Source organism: Pyxidicoccus xibeiensis, assembly GCF_024198175.1.
Taxonomy (GTDB): Bacteria; Myxococcota; Myxococcia; order Myxococcales; family Myxococcaceae; genus Myxococcus; species Myxococcus xibeiensis.
In genome coordinates, this window is record NZ_JAJVKV010000016.1 from 170870 (window position 1) to 187291 (window position 16422).

The window sequence follows — 16422 nt, forward strand, 5'->3', positions numbered from 1 at the left end:
CACCCATGGACTCGGTCCTCGACAACCTCCTCTTCCTGCTGGGCCAGCGGATGCCCCGGCTTCAGTCGTCGTCGGCGAAGCCGGACGCGAAGCTGACCTTGGAGACGGCGGCCCTCTGGCGGCAGTACGGCTGTGGATTGCTGCTGTCCGAGCTGGACGAGGAAGGCTTTCGCGATGGCCTGGAGCAGGCGGCGACGCTCTACCGGGACCTGCTGAAGCGCCGGAGCGCATGCTCCGAGTTCGACCAGTACTACCTTGCACGCAGCAAGGGCGAGCCGCTCTTCGACGCCCTCGCCGTGGGTGCATGGGACCTGGCCCGGGACATTGCGGCGAGGATGACGTCCACCTGGATGCAGCGGATGGAGGCCGAGGAGGACTTCCACTACTTCGGTGTGCTCAGCGCCATGCTACTCCAGCGGCCCGACCTGGACTCGGAGCTGGCGGCCTTCGAGCGGTGCCTCCAGGGAGGACAGTCCTACCGCTTCGACGCGGTGAAGGGCCTGACACTCGCGGATGCCGAGGCCTTCGAAGCCGGCCTCCAGGGAATGATTGAGGAGCAGGCCGCCTGGGTCGAGCGGCAGCAGCGCTCCGGACTCTTCGACCCCTATCTCCACAAGACGTCTGCCTTCGTCTTCATCGAGGGCGTGGCGCTCGTCCGCCTGGCGAGGAACCGGGCGTTGAAGACCGAAGAGCGGTATCGCCTCATTCCGGCGCCAGCGCTTGGCGGCGGAGCCGGGTAGCCCGCCCCCTGAGCGGCCGCCTCCGATTTGGAACTAGGATGGCGCAAAGGGCAGGCACGCCGGCTGGGAACATCCGGGCCCGGCGCCGTTCCCCTGGGGTGATTGTCATGAACGCAGGACGGATTATCGCTTTCGCGCTCTGGGGGCTGATGGGGACGGCCCTGGCCGCGGAGCCCGCGACCAAGGCGGAGGAGACGCCGGAGAAGCAGTCCACGGGGCTCCTCCAGGCGCGGATGACGACGCAGCAGAAGACGCTGGAGTCGGCGGAAGCCGAGATGACCACGCTCCGGCAGATGCTGCGGACGGCGCGGGCGCGGCAGGCGGAGGTCCAGGCGCAGAAGTTCGACAGCGCGCGCTTCGCGCCTCTGCTGACCCGGTTCCAGAAGGACTTCGCCGCGGTGAGCGAGGTCACCACGAGGGGCGGCCTCCCGACGAAGGACGTGTACCAGCGGCTGGAGCGCTCCGCGAACGACCTGACCAGCGCCATGACCTTCGCGCTCGTCGACTACCTGCCCCAGCACGCCGATGACGGCCAGCGCTCACCGCTGATGGACGAGGTGTACGGCGAGCCGAAGAAGCTGGACATGCCGAGCGCCCTCGAGCTCAAGTCTCTGCAGTTTCCGGCGATTGGCCGCGACGCTCAGACGCCCGAGGCCTTCCTCGAGCAGATGCGGGAGTCCGTCGCCAGCGCCTCGGAGCGGGCGAAGTCGCTCTCGCTGACGGAGCTGGAGCGGCTGTTCACCCGGGACCGGGACGCGGTGGCCAAGGTCTGGCAGGACATCATGGACCGGGCCCAGGCGGGCCTCGACGCCCGCTTCCAGCAGGTGAAGGACGCCCAGGGCGCCATCGACACGCTCAGCACCGAGCTGGATGCGCGTCAGCTCGAGAAGGTGGAGACGGACGCGCGGCTGAACTGGGCCGTCATCAGCATGATTGTCTCGCTGTCGCTGCTCTTCATCTCCACGCGCTTCTTCACGCCGGAGGTGCAGGCCATCATCTTCCAGCAGCGGACGCTGATTGAGATGGTCGGCATGGCCTTCCTGCTGCTGACCATCATCATCCTCGCGACGGACGACAAGATTGACAAAGCCGTGCTCGGAACGCTGCTGGGCACGGTGGGTGGATACATCTTCGGTCAGCAGTCGCAGGCCCGGCGCAACGCCGCGGAAGCCGCCCCACGCCCCGAGCAGGCCCCGAGCGCACCGGCGCAGCCCCAGCCCGCGGCGCCGGCTCCGCAGCCTCCTCCGGTCCAGCAAGCCCTGCCCGTGGCGCCCACGGTGCCGCCGCAGGCGGCGGCGGTGCTGCTGCAGCAGGCCGCGCAGCAGGTCGGAAACCCGGAGGTGCGGTCCGGAAGCGCCGCGCCCCTGCCCTCGGGCGCGGAGCGCACCCCGCCTGCCGCGGAGAAGTAGCCTCAGCGCCCCATGGGGCCCGGGCGCTCCGCCCTACTGAAGGCCCGCCATCTCCGCGAAGAGGTCATCCGGCCGGCGGCGGAGCAGCCCGACGCGGCCCGTCTCCGGACACAGCGGGAAGGGCTGCTTGGGGACGCGGATGCCCCGGCTCTCGGCGATTCTCACCAGCGCGAAGCCCTCGGTGAAGACGCGGCTGCGGGGCTCGAAGGTGGCGGTGTCGGCGAACTCGGGGCGCTCCTTGAGCTGCTCGGACGCATTCCGCTCACACAGCTCCTGGAAGGCTTGCTCGAAGGCCGCCCCGTCCCCTTCCTGCAGGGCCTGGCACACGTCGTAGCGCGCGGACGCATCACCCTTCAGGGCCTTGTCGAAGCGCTTGAGAGACGCCTCGCGCTCAGCCTCCTCCGCCCCGCCGAGCGTCACGGAGAGGAACTCGTGATAGGCGAAGTCCTCTTCGTACTCCCCCTTCTTCATCCATCGGGTCGGGGACAGGGCGCTGATTTCGAGCGCCAGGGGGATATCCCCCGCCGCGGCGGCGCAGAAGAACCCCTCGCTCCGGCTCCTGGCGCGGCGGAAGTCATTCTGTCCGCCCTCGTCCTTGCTCCGCTCGAGGAAGTAGCGGCGGGTGAGCCCCGTCCAGAAGAGGTATTTCTGGAAGCCCGCCTTGTCGGCCGCCCTGAGCAGCTTGCAGCAGGCCATCGCCTGGAAGCACAGCTCGGCCTCCTCGTACGTCTCTCCAATCTCCACGGCGGGGTGTCCGGCTGCGATGACCGCCAGGTGCTCCTTGAGCTGGTCGAGCACCTGCTTCTCTTTCGCACTCAGTGTCATGGCGTTGCTCCCGGACGGGACGTGTCGGACAGCGCGTGGATGGCTGGCTCAGCGCACGAAGGTGTCGACCTCGTCGAAGATGAGGCCGGTGAAGCCCTCGTCGAGGATGGCCTGTGCGAGCTTGCGGTCCACCATGACGGCGTGCTCGAAGTGCTTCAGCCGGAACAGCAGGAACCCCGGCTCGAATGCCTTGGGCTTCAGGACCAGCTTCTCGACGGCGCTGATCTTGTCCGGGTCGATGGCGTTCCAGGAGATGTCTGACTTCTCCTTGTCGATGCAGTCGAAGACGCGCAGCGGGTTGATGATGAAGTACTCATCGCTCGCCACCTTCTTCTTGTGGTTGAAGATGGGCACCTGCAGGTACTCGACTTCGCGCGGCTTCCGGGCCTCGATGAACTCCTTCAGTGCCTTGGAGACGGTGATGATTCTGTCGGGGTTCTTGAGGTTGTCGGCCAGGTCGACGTACCGCTTGAACTTGGGGTCCATGTGGAAGGCGGCGTCGGACGGGAACCCCTTGGCTCTGGAGATGCCCCGGGAGAGCTCGTACTCGTCTTCCACGTTCCGCAGCGGCGTCAGGACGCAGAAGCTCCCGCCGACATCCCACTCCCAGACTAGAGGCAGCTTGCTCATTGGATGAGGTCCTTCAATTCAGCTTCTTGAAGATTTTGACCAGCGTCTTCAGCGACAGCCCTGGATGGCGAGGGTTGGGACGCAGGGCCATGGAGAAGGGGTGGTACCACAGGGCCTTGTAGGCCTTGTCGAAGCGCTTCTGCCAGCATTTCTTCGTACCCCCCTGGCGGGTTCCCCGGACCTTGATTCTCCCGCGGAAGGTGGTGCTGGCCTTGTCGAGCTCGTCCTTGAGCCTCTTCACATCTACGTCGTGGACCTTCTTCTTGGCGGTCAGCGCGTTCCACACGTTCTCCTTGAGGTAATCGGAGACCTCCTCCCGGTAGCCACCCCTCGTATTGTGGTCGACCTGGTGTGAGGGCATGTTCTTCGGCGCGGTGCCGTCCGACATCCGGTACTGGAAGTTGAGGGGCAGCCCCATCAGGTTGTTGGAGTCGTTGATGTCCCAGGGCGTCACCCAGAGGCAGGCCTCGACGTAGTCCTTGAGCCCCGGGTTGTATTGCTCGACGCGAGCCGCGACGGACTGGAGACACACGATGTGGTGAATCTCGCAATAGGGCTTCGTGCGGAAGCCCGTGTTGCAGTTCTTCGCGTAGTTGGAGGTTTTGTGAAGGGTCGATTCGCGCTTCTTCTCTTTCTTGATGTGCTTCAGGACGCTCACGAGACCACCCTCTCTCTTGTCATTTCGCACGCCCGCTGGCGTCGTGCTTCAGGACCATTCCAGCCCGGGCGCCGTGGTCGTCCGACGCCAGGATGAGGGCCTGGCCACCCCTGCCATAGCCCCGGGCGAAGGCGCGGGTCGCCAGCCCGAGCGCGAGCAGGGGGGCCGCCGTCCCGGTCTCTCCAAAGCTCAGGGCCGGAAGCCGCTGGGCCCAGGCGCCGACCTGGCAACGCCCTCTCGCGCGGACGAGGGCACCCCCCCACTCGCGGGCTCGGAAGTCCTCTCCGTTGAGGTCGAGGTAGACGCTTCCTTCGAGCGACGCAATGGCGCCTGCGCGCTCCATGGCTCCGGCGATGACCTCCACCAGGGCCGCTCCACTCGAGTGGCGCTGCTCGGCACGGTTGTGCGCTTCGTGCGCTGTGACGGGCTCGAACAGCAGGGCCAGGGGCTCGTCGCGGCGTGTCCGGACGGTGTCCAGCCGTTCCAGCAGGATGGCGACTCCCGCTTCGCCCGGCATGAAGCCGACCGGGTTGTCGGACGTCTTGATGCGCCGGGCCCGCAGCATGCGCTGCGCGCGCCACGGGTCGACCAGCGAGTCGCATGCCATCACCAGGGCGTGGTGGTACCGGCCCTGCAGGAGCGCCTGCACGGCCTGCTGCACTGCCAGGATGGTTCCCTTTCGCCCCTCCAGGAAGACGCGGATGGCCTCGGGGCGGAACGCGAGCTCCGTCTCCTGGAAGAGGTGCTCCATCAACCGCTGGGCACTCTCCTCGGGAGAGAGGGGAGCCGGGGCGGCGATGTCTTCGTCCCCCTCTCCGTCGCTCGGGGGCTCCTGCGCCTCCTCGTCCTCGCCCCCGTCCTGCGCCTCCTCGTCCTGCTCCTCCGCGTCCTCCTCCTGCCCGACGTCGTGAGGAAGCGCGAGGAAGAAGCCGGTGCGCTCCCGCTGGATGTGCGGGCTGGTGGCGAGCAGGTCGGTCAGGGCCGAAACGCCCAGCTGCATGAACCTTCCCAGGCCCTCAAAGCCATCGGTCAGCCAGGCGGCGGGGTGCCCGGTGACTGGGATTGGCTCGTTGAGCTCGTCGTCCAGGTGCCAGCATCCGGTGAGCTCCCCGGTCCTGACGATACCCGCCCGTGCAGCGGCCGCCGCCTGGACGATTCCTCCCAGGGAGGTGGCGGCTCCCAATGCAGTGAGCGCGACGGTGCGTGGTTCGCTCATGACGGCCTCGTGTTCCTGCGCCTTCAGGGCCGCCAAGTATAGCCCAGGAGGCACCTGCCGCCCATGGACCTGTCCGGTGATGCGCGTCCCGGGCCCCGCCGTCGAGCGACGGTGGCTCAGGTCTCCGCGAGCCGCTCGGTGTACTCCGCCTCCATGCGCGCATGCGTCGACCAGAAGGGGCGCCGCTCCACGCCGCCGAGGGCGTCGGTGAGGATGCCCAGGTGCGTGTGCCAGCCACTGGCGACGTTGGCCATGACGGCGCGCTCCTTGCCGAGCCGCCGGTGCGTCAGCACGAGCAGGGTGGCGTCCCCGCGGGGCGTGAGCTCGAAGGTGACCTCCGACTCGTTGGCCTCGCCGCCCCACGTGTAGCTCAGCACGCGAGGAGGCTCGCAGCGGGTGACGCGGCCCTCGAAGCCGGTGCCGTACTCGTACCGCTTGAACTTCTCGGGCGTCGGCTCGACGCTGGACGTGAGGTCCGCGTGGCGGAACAGCAGCTCCACGCGCCCGCCCACGCGCAGCTCCATGTTCCCGGTGGCCAGCCACCTGCCGCGCTGCTCCGACTCGGTGAGGAAGGTCCAGACGCGCTCGATGGGGCCTGGCAGCAGGCGCTCGAAGCGGAGGATGCCTTCGCCCGTGACGACGCCGTGGTCACTCATGGGGGGCTCCTCGTTTGGCGGTTCGTCCGTCGTCGAGCAGCGCCTGCTCGAGCGCCTCGAGCCGGCCCGGCCAGAACTGCTCGTAGAAGCGCAGCCACTCCATGGCCTCGGCCAGCGGCGCGGGCGCGAGCCGGCACACGTGCGTGCGTCCCTGCACCGTCCGCTGCACGAGCCCGGCGCGCTCCAGCACCTTCACGTGCTTGGACGCCCCGGCGAAGGACATGCGGAACGGCGCCGCCAGCTCACCGATGCTGCGCTCCCCCGCACTGAGGCTGCGCAGCATCCGCCGCCGCGTCGGGTCCGCGAGCGCCTGGAAGACCTGGTCGAGCTGTCCTGAATGACGTTCAACCATTGGGTTCAATGTATAGAGACGCCGCCCGAAAAGGTCAACCCTTCGGTTGAATCACGAGCAGAGCCGCGGAAACGACACGGGCCGCCCGCGGACCCCTGTGGAGGTCCGGAGCGGCCCGGAGGATGGCTGGGCTCGTGTCGCGAGGCTTCAGGCCACCTGGGCGGAGGCGGGCGGGTCGCGAGGCGCGTCGTACGCGGGGGTGAGGTCCACCACGTTGACGGTGAGCAGGTGGTAGATGACGGCGTTGCTCACCCAGAAGAACAGGGCGCTGTAGTGGACGTAGACGAGCGGCGAGCCGGGCCACACCTGGAGCGGGTGGCCGAAGACGTTGGCGGCCACGTACCCGCCGAACCACTCCCCCAGCCAGCACACCACGGCGGAGATGAGGATGCGCGGCCACACCGTCATGCGGCGCGGGTAGAACCAGAGGCAATGCATGCTCCAGAGCAGCCCGACGCAGCCAGTCCACAGGATGAGGCTGCCGAACGAGAACCAGTGGTAGGGGGACTCCGGGTAGTACCAGCCCCACTCACCATTCATCTGCTTCCAGGCGATGTTCTGGGCGAGCTCCATGAACCAGAAGAGCGGCGCGATGTAGAGCACCTGCGTCAGCAGCACGCGCAGGTACGCGGCGGCCTTCTTCCAGAGCAGGGCCAGGGGCCAGGAAAGCGAAATCATGCGGTCCTCTCCGGTCGCGGCGGGTGTGGACGCCGCGCACAAGGAAGAACGTCATGAGTCTCATTTCTGGGTAGTTGCCCGGCGACAACTGCTTGCGAACGGGCGCCAGACGTTCGCCAGGACCTGCGCGGTGATTCAGACGTCGGTCCGCCAGCCCTCCAGGGCCACGGCCGTGAACCCGCTCCCTCCAGGTCCACGGCCGCGCCCGTCACACAGTGCTACTTGCTGCTCGCGTCATCCGGCCGGGTGCCCCTGTCCAGCTCGTCCCGGTCCAGGGCGCCGTCCAAGTCACGGTCGATGCCGATGCGGACCTCGGACCCCTTGGGCACCACCGTGTACGTCAGCTCGTTGCCCGGGCCCGCGAGCGTCTGGAGCAGCGACGCGGTGACTGTCTCCAGGGCCCGGTCCGTCTGGAACATACCCCCGCCCATGTACGTGGCGCCCCGGGCGATGCCGCCCTGGTTCCCCTTCACCACCAGGCCCACCTTGCCGCTGTCGGCCAGCGACTGGAACGTGGCCAGCGTGGCCTGCTGTGCCGCCGTGGGGCTCGCGGCGGTGAGCGTCACCTGCCGGCCCACCGCCGCGTGCGTGTCCTTGCTGCCCGGCCCTGGCGGCTCCTGGAGCGAGGTGGCCGAGCCCCGGGGCAAATCCGAGCCGGAGAAGGCCAGCATGAACGCCACCATGTCCGCCACCTCCTGGTCGCTCTGCAGGGTGAAGACGGGCTCGGTGAGGAAGCGCGCCAGCGAGTCCACGGCGCCGTCGTGCGAGAAGCCGAACCCGGCCAGGTTCGACGTCTGCGTGAGGTCCATGCCCACCTTCTCGTAGAGGTTGCGCAGCTGCGAAATCTTCATCGTCACGTTGGTGAAGCCATCCACGGACACCAGCGCCGTGTGGCGCTCGCCATTGGGGCCCACGGGGAAGGGGACGAACTGGCTGCCATTCCACCGCATGTCCGCGCCCAGGCCCGTGGGCAGCGTGTGGCACGCGGAGCAGGCCAGGTTGTTCGCGTCCAGCAGGCGCGGCGGCCGGTACATGTTCAGCCCGCGCACCGCGTTTCCATTGGGCAGCGGCTGGCCCGCGGCGCCGAAGCGGCCGGTGGTGAAGTGCCCTGTCAGCGGCAGGCTCGTCGGCAGCGAGTTGTCCACGTTGCGGAACGGGTTGGGAGGGAAGGTCAGCGTCGCGAGGAAGGCCTCGAACTGCTGCATCTCCACCACCGTGAGCTGCGCGTCGTCGCCCTGCAGGCCCACGAAGGCGGGGTTGAACTCCTCCAGGCCCGCCTTGTCCCCGCGCCAGTGCAGCGGCTCCTGGCCGATGATGTCCTGCAGCGTCTGCGTCGTCATCGGCCCCTTCATCGTGTGCCACGGCTGGAAGCCCGTGTTGAGGCCGGGGACGTTCATGCCCAGGTTCTGCCCGGTGACGGCCTTCACGTCTCCAGCCGGGTTGCCCAGGTCCCACGCGAGCCGGTCCATGCGCCCGTCGATGTGGCACGACGCGCAGGAGATGTGGCCCAGGCCGGAGCTCTTGTGCGTGTTGTACAGGTGCTGGCGGCCCACCTTGATGACGCCGGGGGACGGGTCGAAGAAGGGCACGCGGGCCACCTCGGTGTTCGACACCGTGTCCACCACCGACACGCTGGCGGCGAACTTGTTGAGCACGTAGAGCCGGGTGCCGGCGAACACCACGCCCGTGGGGCCCTCGCCCACCGGCACGTGCGTCACCCGGTTGCCGAGGTCATCCGACACCACCACGTTGTTGGAGCCCATGCCGGTGACGTAGGCGCGCGTGCCCGCGGTGTTCCAGGCGATGCCGCGCGGGTCGCCCAGCGCCAGGTTGCGCGTGGCCTGGGGCACGGTGGGGGACGTGTACGTGAGGTGCTGGTTGAGCTCGAAGTGGCCCACCACCGTGGCAGTGGCCGGATTCACCGCGGCGGCCAGCACGCGCAGGAAGCGGCCCTGGAGGTTGGGCTCGAAGCGGACCTCGTTGCGAGCATCGGTGCCCACCACGACGACGGTGCCGTTCGGGTGCACGGACAGCGCCATGTTGAGGTTCATCAGCCCGGACGCGTAGGTGACGGCCAGCGTGGACGCGTTGATGATGGCCAGGTCCCGGTCGGGCAAGTCCCACCCCGGGCGGCGCCCCGAGGCCGCGGCGCTGGTGCCGGAGACGAGCGACGTCCAGTCGCGCGCGTTGTCATCCATCCACCGGCCGCTCGCGTTCTTCTTCACGATGAGGCTCACCGGCGGGGGCGTGGGGTTGCCGGCCTTCTGCGCGGGGAAGAACGACGCGCCCGAGTTGGGCGGCGGGTTGGCGCCGCCGTAGGGCCCGGCGCTGAGGCTCACCACGTTGGGCGGGAAGCCTCCACCGCCCATGGCGTTGCCGCCGCCCAGCACGGTGCTGCGGTTGCCGGACTCGAAGAAGGCCACGTACACCTGGGTGCCCGCGGCATTGACGGCCAGCGCGCGGGGCTCCTCGCCGCCGAGCTGCACCCGCGTGGGCGCCGACAGCGGGCTGGCCGCGTCCACCACCAGCACGCGGTTGACCTGCGAGCAGGAGATGAAGGCGCGCTGAGGGCTGCCTGCGAAGACGACGTCGGCGGGCTCGTCGTCGGTGGGGACGGTGGCCCTCACGTTGAGCGTGGTGAGGTCCACGATGCTGACGCTGTCGGACACGTGGTTGACCACCCACGCCTCCGTGTTGCTCCGCGCCCGCACGGACACCGGGTCCAACCCCACGGGGATGGAGGCGGTGAGCACCGGCGTCCCGCCCGCCACGCTGAACACCAGCAGCCGGTTGTCCGCGGTGTTGACGGCCAGCAGCTTCGAGCCGTCCGGCGTCAGCTCCAGCGGGTGCACCTGCGGGTGCTCCCAGTTGACGAAGGCGCCGGAGGACTGGGCCCGCGCGGCCCCTCCGGACGACAGCACGAGGCACGGCAGCAGGACCGCGAGGACCCGACGGACGACACGCATGGCGCTCTCCTGGAGGACGGCGAGAGCATCCCACCCGCACGGGCAGCGCGACTCGCCTTCCTGAAATTACTGGATAATCGGATAATATCCGACCTCCAACACCAGGTCCCGGCCACGGTTGCGGGGAGGCACGGCTGACAGGGCGCGGGGGCCCTGCCGCCCCGCGTCGGAGTGTCCCCTGCCTGGGGGTTTGGCCCCGGGCCGGAAGCACTCCAGAATCCGCGCCATGCAACTGCTCCCCCATCCGTTCCGACGCCCCGGCGGGGTGTCCCTCCTCCTCACGCTCCTCTGTGTCGTGGCGCCGGGCGCCCGTGCGGAGGTGGCCGTCCAGCGCACCTTCCTGCGCCTGCCGTCCTCCAACGGGCACGGCGCGGTGATGCTGGACCTGGAGCAGAAGAAGGTGTCGCACTTCCGCGAGCACCTCTTCGCCACCGAGGAGCCCGTCATCGACGTGGCGGGCGCGGACGTCTTCGACCGCGGCCAGCCGAAGGTGGTGCACTCGCGGGATTTGCTCTTCGACGCCTTCTTCGGCCTGCGCTCGGAGGGCACGCAGCGCTGGCTGCACACGCAGGGGGCCGACCTGGACGCGAGCGGCTACGCGGCGTGGGCGGCGGGGAAGACGGGCGGCACGGGCCTGGCGACGCTGGTGCAGAAGGTGGGCCCGCTGGAGGTGACGACGTTCGTCTTCGCGCCGCAATCGCTGCCGCACGCGTCCTTCGTCATGGCGCTGCGGGTGCGCAACACCGGCACGTCGGCGGTGCCGGGGGTGAGCGCCTTCTCGCTGCACAACTTCCACCTGGGCTTCGGCCGGCCGGGCGTCATGGCGGAGACGGATGAGAACGGCGAGGCGGTGGAGCTCGCCGGGGACGTCTTCTCGGAGAAGGGCTTCGCGGGCGTGCTGGTGGCGCACCCGCTGGGCACGGTGGCGCGCAGGGCGGCGTGGCTGGCCGGTGCCACGGGAGACGCCAGCGGGTACGACGTGGTGAACGGGGGCGGTACCAAGGACCTGCAGGCCTACGAGACGGCTCCCGCGGTGGGGACGGGCTGGGCCACCGCGTACCAGTTCACCCTCGGAGACATCCCGGCGGGCGCGGAGCGCTGGGCGGGCGTGGCCTTCGCGCACCACGGGAACCAGGGGGCCGCGGCCACGGTGCGGCAGTGGCTGGCGGACTATGCGGGCACGTCGGACGCGAAGGCGCTGGTGGAGGCCGAGGTGGCGCGCTGGGCGGACTTCCAGACGAACACGGTGAAGGTGCCGGTGGGAGTGTCTCGCGACGAGGAGTCGCTGGCGCGCCACTCGGCGGTGGTGCTGCACATGTCGCAGGTGCGCGAGTCGGAGACCTTCATTCGCGAGTTCCTCTCCCGTGACGGCGAGGTGCGCCGCACGCGCTTCAAGCAGCCCAACGGCTCGCCGGTGACGCTGCCGGCCACGGTGAAGCACGCGGGCAAGGGCGCGGTGCTGGCCAGCCTCCCGCCGGGGCAGTGGACGTACGCGTGGATTCGGGACGGCGCATACGCGGCGGCGGCCATGGCCACGCTGGGGATGCAAGACGACGCGCGCGACGCGCTCGAGTACTACCTGAAGGCGGACAGCGGCCGGTTCCGCGACTGGAAGGAGCTGCAGTCGTACAGCATGCCGCCGTACCTCATCACCCTCACGCGCTACCACGGCTTCGGCGTGGAGGAGACGGACTTCAACGAGTTCGGGCCCAACATCGAGTTCGACGGCTTCGGCCTCTTCCTCTGGGCGCTGCGGCACTACGAGAATGTCACCGGGGACCGGACGCTGGTGGACCAGCACTGGCCGGCGGTGTCCACCAAGGTGGCGGACGCGCTGCTGGCGCTCATCGACCCGGAGACGGGGCTCATCCGTCCGGACTCGTCCATCTGGGAGACACACTGGAGCGGGCGCCAGCGCTCGTGGGCCTACACCAGCCTGACGGCGGCGCGCGGCCTGTGCGACGCGTCGTGGCTGGCGCAGCGCAAGGGCGACACGGACAGGGCGCTGCGCTACCGCAATGCGGGCGAGGCCATCCGCCTGGCGATGGCGGAGAAGCTGACGGACGGCAACTTCGCGCTGGGCTCCAACCTGGAGGAGGTGAGGACGGGCCGCGGCTACTGGGACGCGGCGGTGTTCGACGCGTTCGCCTTCGGGCTGTTTGACCCGGAGGGGAAGATTGCTCAGGCCACGTTCAGCGGCCTGGACCTGCGGCTGTCGTCGCCGGCGGGCGCGGGCTGGCAGCGCAACGACGACCGGTATGACCACACGGGGCGCTCGGACCTCAGCCCGTGGGGCAGCGAGTACGACAGCGCGGAGTGGGTCATCGTCAGCCTGCGGGGCGCGGTGGCCCGGCGGTTGGCCGGCGACACGGAGCGGGCGGACCGGGTGCTGAAGTGGGTGACGGACCAGTCGCTGAAGAACTACCTGACGATTTCCGAGACGTATGACGAGATGGAAGGCACCTACAAGTTCAACACGCCCATGGCGGGCTTCGGCGCGGGGGCGTACGCGCTGGCCCTGGCGCAGCGGGCGCAGCCGTCGGCGTTCGACATCGCGTGTGGCGGCTACCTCGACGAGAGCACGCTGACGAAGCCGCCGGACGCGGGCACACCGGACGCGGGCACACCGGACGCGGGCTCGGAAGACCCGGACGCCGGCACGGGTGTGCCGGACGCCGGCACGGTGGGTCCGGACGACGGAGACGTGGGTGGCGGTGGCTGCAGCGCGTCGGGCCCCGGGGCCATGGCCCTGTGGCTGCTGGTGGCCTTCGCCGGGCTCGTCCTGGCCCTGCGCCGTCGCGGAGCCTGAGTCCCCGCGCTACCGCGGAGGGGCTCCCGGCACGGGGCCCCTTCGCACCGAGCGGTACCCGCGGGAGCGCTACGGCCTCCCGCCGCCGGGGCCCAGCCCCTGGCCCACGCAGGCGAGGAGCTCCTCCGGCCCGAAGGGCTTGGCGAGGAAGGCATACGCGCCCAGCTCCGCCGCCCGGGCCGCGCCCCGCTCGTCCGCGGAGATGACGAGCAGCGGGGCGGGCCGCTCCGTCTCCCCACGCATCCGCGCCGCCAGCCCCGTCACGTCCACGCCCGGCAGGCCCAGGTCGAGCACCACGACGGCGGGCCGGATGCGCGTCAGGCAGTCCTCCACCGACGCCACGTCCGTGGCCGTGCAGACCCGCAGCCCTCCCAGCGTCTCCAGCACCAGCTGGATGGCCTCGAGCACCCGCGGGTCGTCGTCCACGGCGAGAATCCACGGGGGCGCGCCGGCCTCCGGCGTGTGGCTCATGCGCGCTGCTCCTTCCCGCTGCTCGCCTCCGCGGGCGCGGTCTGCGGCAGCCAGAGCGAGAAGGTGCTGCCCTGGCCCTCCACGCTCTTCACCTCGATGCGGCCGCCATGCTGCTCCGCGAGCGCGCGAGAGCCGAACAACCCCAGCCCCGTGCCCGGGATGCGTCCGGTGACGTTCTCTCCCCGGAAGAAGCGTTCGAAGAGGTGGGGCAGGTCCCGGGCGGGGATGCCCATGCCCCGGTCCTGCACCTCGACGACGGCCCAGCCGCTGCCCTGCTCCTCGCGGTGCTGGACGCTCACGTCGATGCTGCTGCCCTCCGGGCTGTACTTCACCGCGTTGGTCAGCAGGTTGCGGACGATGCGCCGCACGCGCACCGGGTCCACCGGCGCGATGATGGGGGCGTCGGGCGTGTGCACCCGCACCTCGTGGCGCCGCGAGCCCTGCTGCTGGTCCGAGGCCACGTCCCGCGTGAGCGCCACCATGTCCACGTCCGTGCGCCGCAGGTTCGGGGCCTGGCCCATCTCTCCGCGCATCAGGTCCACGACGCTCTCAATCATCGTCCCCATCTCGTCGGTGGCCTTGAGGATGCGCGCCGCCGCGGACTCCAGGCGCTCGGGTGCGAGCTCGCCCCGCTTCGCCACCTCGGCGGCCAGCAGCGCCGCGCGCATCTTGATGACCGTCAGCGGGTTGCGCAGGTCGTGGGCCACCGAGGACAGGAAGTCGTCGCGGGTGCGCAGCGAGCGCTGCAGCCGGTTGAGGAGCCGCGCGTTCTCGAGCGCCAGCGCGCAGCGGGCGGCGAAGTCCCTCGCCAGCCCCAGGTCCTCCCCAGTGTAGGGCTCCCGGGCGGCGCCCGACAGGAGCGAGAGCGTCCCGAGCACCTGCTCGCGCGCCACGAGCGGCACCACCATCACCTGGCTCGGCGCCAGCGCGCGCAGCGCCGCCAGGTGCGCGTCGGAGCGGGTGGTGGCCACGTAGTCCTCTTGCGTGAAGCGCTCGATGAGCCGCGGCTCGCCGGTGCGGAAGACCTCCAGCACGGGGCTGGACGCGCCCGCGCGGTGGCGGTGGCGGCGCAGGGCCTCAAGGTGCGGCGCGGCAGCCGGGTCCGGGTGGAAGACCGCCACGCGCTCCAGCCCGGCCGCGGTGTTGAGGTCCACGATGCACCAGTCCGCCAGCTCCGGCACCACCAGCCGGATGGCCTGCTCCAGCGTCTCCCGCTCATCGAGCGAGCGGGCCAGCACCGCGCTCGCCTCCGCCAGGAACCGCTGCACGGCCTCCGCCCGCTTGCGCTCGTGGATGTCGATGGCCGCGCCCAACCAGCCCTCCAGCGCGCCGGACGCGCCGCGCAGGGGCACCACGCGCCCCAGCAGCCACCGGTACCCGCCGCGCGCCGCCTTCACGCGGAACTCCACGGCGTAGGCCTGGCCCTCGCGGATGCCCTCGTCGCGCCGGGCCCGCAGCCGCGGCAGGTCCTCCGGGTGGATGACCTTCAGCCACCCGTACGAAGCGGCCTGCTCCGGCGTCTGCCCCGTCAGCTCGAACCAGCGCGAGTTGAACAGCGTGTTGCTGCCGTCCGTCGCGTTGGTCCAGATGACCTGGGGGGCCGCCTCGAACATCTGCCGGTAGCGCTCCTCGCTGACGCGCAGGGCCTGCTCGGCGCGCTGGCGCGCGGCCACGTCCGAGAACACGCACACGGCGGCGGTGATGGCACCTTCCGGCGAGCGCAGCGGGGCGGCGCTGATTTCCAGGAGCGTCTCCACGCCGTCGCCACGCAGGTAGCGCTGCAGCTCGTTCTGGACGTGCTCTCCCTTCAGCAGCGCCCGGGCAGTGGGGTACTCCTCGGCGGAGAAGCGCGTGCCATCCGAGTGGAGGCCGCCGTACGCGGCGTAGTCGGCCACTGCGTTGGAAGGGATGCAGGGGTGGCCGAGGATGCGCTCGGCGGCGGCGTTGTAGAGCAGGATGCGGCTGCTGGGGGCCTCGGCCACGATGACGCCCACCGGCGCCTGCGCGAGCACGGCGTCGAGCATCTGCCGCTCGCCCAGCAGCCGCTCCTGGAGCAGGGCCCGCTCGAGCGCGACGGCGCAGGCCTCGCCCAGCGCCAGCAGGAGGCGGCGCTGCCGGAGGCCCGGGGACGCGCGCCCTGGCAGCAGCAGCACGAGCGCCCCCAGCACCTGATGGCTCCCGCGCAGCGTCACGGCCACCTCGCAGGGCCTTCCAGGGCCGGGGCTGCGGGGACACAGGAGCGCGCCCGAGCGGAGGGCGTGCTCGGCCAGCGTCGTGAAGGAGTCGCCGGGCAGCGGCTCGGTGGGGCTGGCGGGGACGTGGCGCGGGGCCAGGGGGGCTGTGCCGCCCTGCGCCGTCCAGAGCGCGGTGAGGGGCGCTTCGAGCATCGCCAGGGCCTGCTGCCGCACCGCCGCGGCCAGCTCCGGCGGGGTGGCCGCGCGCGCGAGCGCCTCGGTGAGCCGCCGCAGCTGCTCCGCGCGGCCGCGCGCCTCCTGCAGCGAGGCGACGGCCACGCTGATGAGGCCTCCCACGAGGCTGAACGTGCCCAGGAGCACCGCATCCCCTGGCTCGGCCACGACGAGGAGCCCTCGCGGCGGGATGAACTGCAGCGCGAGCGCGGTGGTCGCCAGTCCCGTGAAGACGAGCGCGAGCCACGTCCCGCCCAGCCACGCCGCCGCGAGGATGCCCGCGAGGAAGATGGGGAAGGGCACGCTGTGGCTGAGCGTGTCGAGCCTGACCGAGGCGGCCATGCACACCCCGAACAGCAGCGCGACGCTGAAGGCCCGGGTGGGCCAGGGCAGGGAATGGAGTCCCGCGCGCGCGGAGGTGGGGGTCAAGGAGGGGTACCACTCAGGGGGCAACGGGGCCCATCGTCACCTGCGTGAGATGGGAGCGCGGCGGCGCTGCGACCTGCGGATAGGTGCTTCCGGCTCCAAGTGCAACGCGGGAGCCGGTGCGCCGTGTTGACCATGGCACAGGGCCGGCGGGAGTCCGTCCTCTGGGCACCGGATG

The 16422-nt window shown here is 70.4% G+C and carries 13 protein-coding genes; 3 read left to right on the forward strand and 10 right to left on the reverse strand.

The window, feature by feature from the left end; genetic code table 11:
- Nucleotides 1–5: 5 nt before the first annotated feature.
- Together LXT23_RS42115 and LXT23_RS42120 are read left to right on the forward strand one after the other, a co-directional pair.
- Nucleotides 6–740, forward strand: a complete 735-nt coding sequence (locus LXT23_RS42115) for an immunity 49 family protein (RefSeq protein ID WP_253986133.1) — start codon at nt 6–8, stop codon at nt 738–740.
- 107 nt (nt 741–847) lie between these two features.
- Nucleotides 848–2149: a hypothetical protein gene (locus LXT23_RS42120; protein ID WP_253986134.1), complete on the forward strand. Its 1302-nt coding sequence runs from the start codon at nt 848–850 to the stop codon at nt 2147–2149.
- Between the two features lie 33 nt (nt 2150–2182).
- Here LXT23_RS42120 and LXT23_RS42125 read toward each other — a convergent pair whose 3' ends face one another.
- From LXT23_RS42125 to LXT23_RS42160, 8 genes are all read right to left on the reverse strand, one after another.
- Complete coding sequence (locus tag LXT23_RS42125; protein WP_253986135.1) at nt 2183–2974, reverse strand: Imm49 family immunity protein; 792 nt, start codon at nt 2972–2974, stop codon at nt 2183–2185.
- Between the two features lie 48 nt (nt 2975–3022).
- Complete coding sequence (locus LXT23_RS42130) at nt 3023–3604, reverse strand: imm11 family protein (RefSeq protein WP_253986136.1); 582 nt, start codon at nt 3602–3604, stop codon at nt 3023–3025.
- A gap of 13 nt (nt 3605–3617) precedes the next feature.
- The gene (locus LXT23_RS42135) at nt 3618–4262 is read right to left on the reverse strand and encodes an AHH domain-containing protein (RefSeq protein WP_253986137.1); all 645 of its coding nucleotides are present in this window, start codon (nt 4260–4262) and stop codon (nt 3618–3620) included.
- A gap of 19 nt (nt 4263–4281) precedes the next feature.
- Entirely contained in the window at nt 4282–5478 is a 1197-nt protein-coding gene (locus LXT23_RS42140) for a hypothetical protein (protein ID WP_253986138.1), read from the reverse strand.
- A gap of 116 nt (nt 5479–5594) precedes the next feature.
- Nucleotides 5595–6134, reverse strand: coding sequence for an SRPBCC family protein (locus tag LXT23_RS42145; protein WP_253986139.1), 540 nt, complete (start codon nt 6132–6134; stop codon nt 5595–5597).
- The gene (locus tag LXT23_RS42150) at nt 6127–6486 is read right to left on the reverse strand and encodes an ArsR/SmtB family transcription factor (protein WP_253986140.1); all 360 of its coding nucleotides are present in this window, start codon (nt 6484–6486) and stop codon (nt 6127–6129) included. The genes LXT23_RS42145 and LXT23_RS42150 overlap by 8 nt, the downstream gene beginning before the upstream one ends.
- Nucleotides 6487–6633: 147 nt before the next feature.
- Complete coding sequence (locus LXT23_RS42155) at nt 6634–7164, reverse strand: hypothetical protein (protein WP_253986141.1); 531 nt, start codon at nt 7162–7164, stop codon at nt 6634–6636.
- 218 nt (nt 7165–7382) lie between these two features.
- Nucleotides 7383–10130, reverse strand: a complete 2748-nt coding sequence (locus LXT23_RS42160) for a hypothetical protein (protein ID WP_253986142.1) — start codon at nt 10128–10130, stop codon at nt 7383–7385.
- A 226-nt stretch (nt 10131–10356) separates the two neighbouring features.
- Between LXT23_RS42160 and LXT23_RS42165 the strand changes: the two genes are divergently transcribed.
- On the forward strand, nt 10357–12939 hold the full coding sequence (locus LXT23_RS42165; protein WP_253986143.1) for a glycoside hydrolase family 15 protein: 2583 nt from the start codon (nt 10357–10359) through the stop codon (nt 12937–12939).
- A 69-nt stretch (nt 12940–13008) separates the two neighbouring features.
- On the opposite strand, the gene LXT23_RS42170 is transcribed toward LXT23_RS42165, so the two are convergent.
- Both LXT23_RS42170 and LXT23_RS42175 read right to left on the reverse strand, forming a co-directional pair.
- Entirely contained in the window at nt 13009–13410 is a 402-nt protein-coding gene (locus tag LXT23_RS42170) for a response regulator transcription factor (RefSeq protein WP_253986144.1), read from the reverse strand.
- A complete protein-coding gene (locus tag LXT23_RS42175) occupies nt 13407–16247 on the reverse strand; it encodes an ATP-binding protein (protein ID WP_253986145.1) in 2841 nt (946 codons plus the stop codon). Before LXT23_RS42175 ends, LXT23_RS42170 begins: the two co-directional genes overlap by 4 nt.
- Nucleotides 16248–16422: the final 175 nt, after the last annotated feature.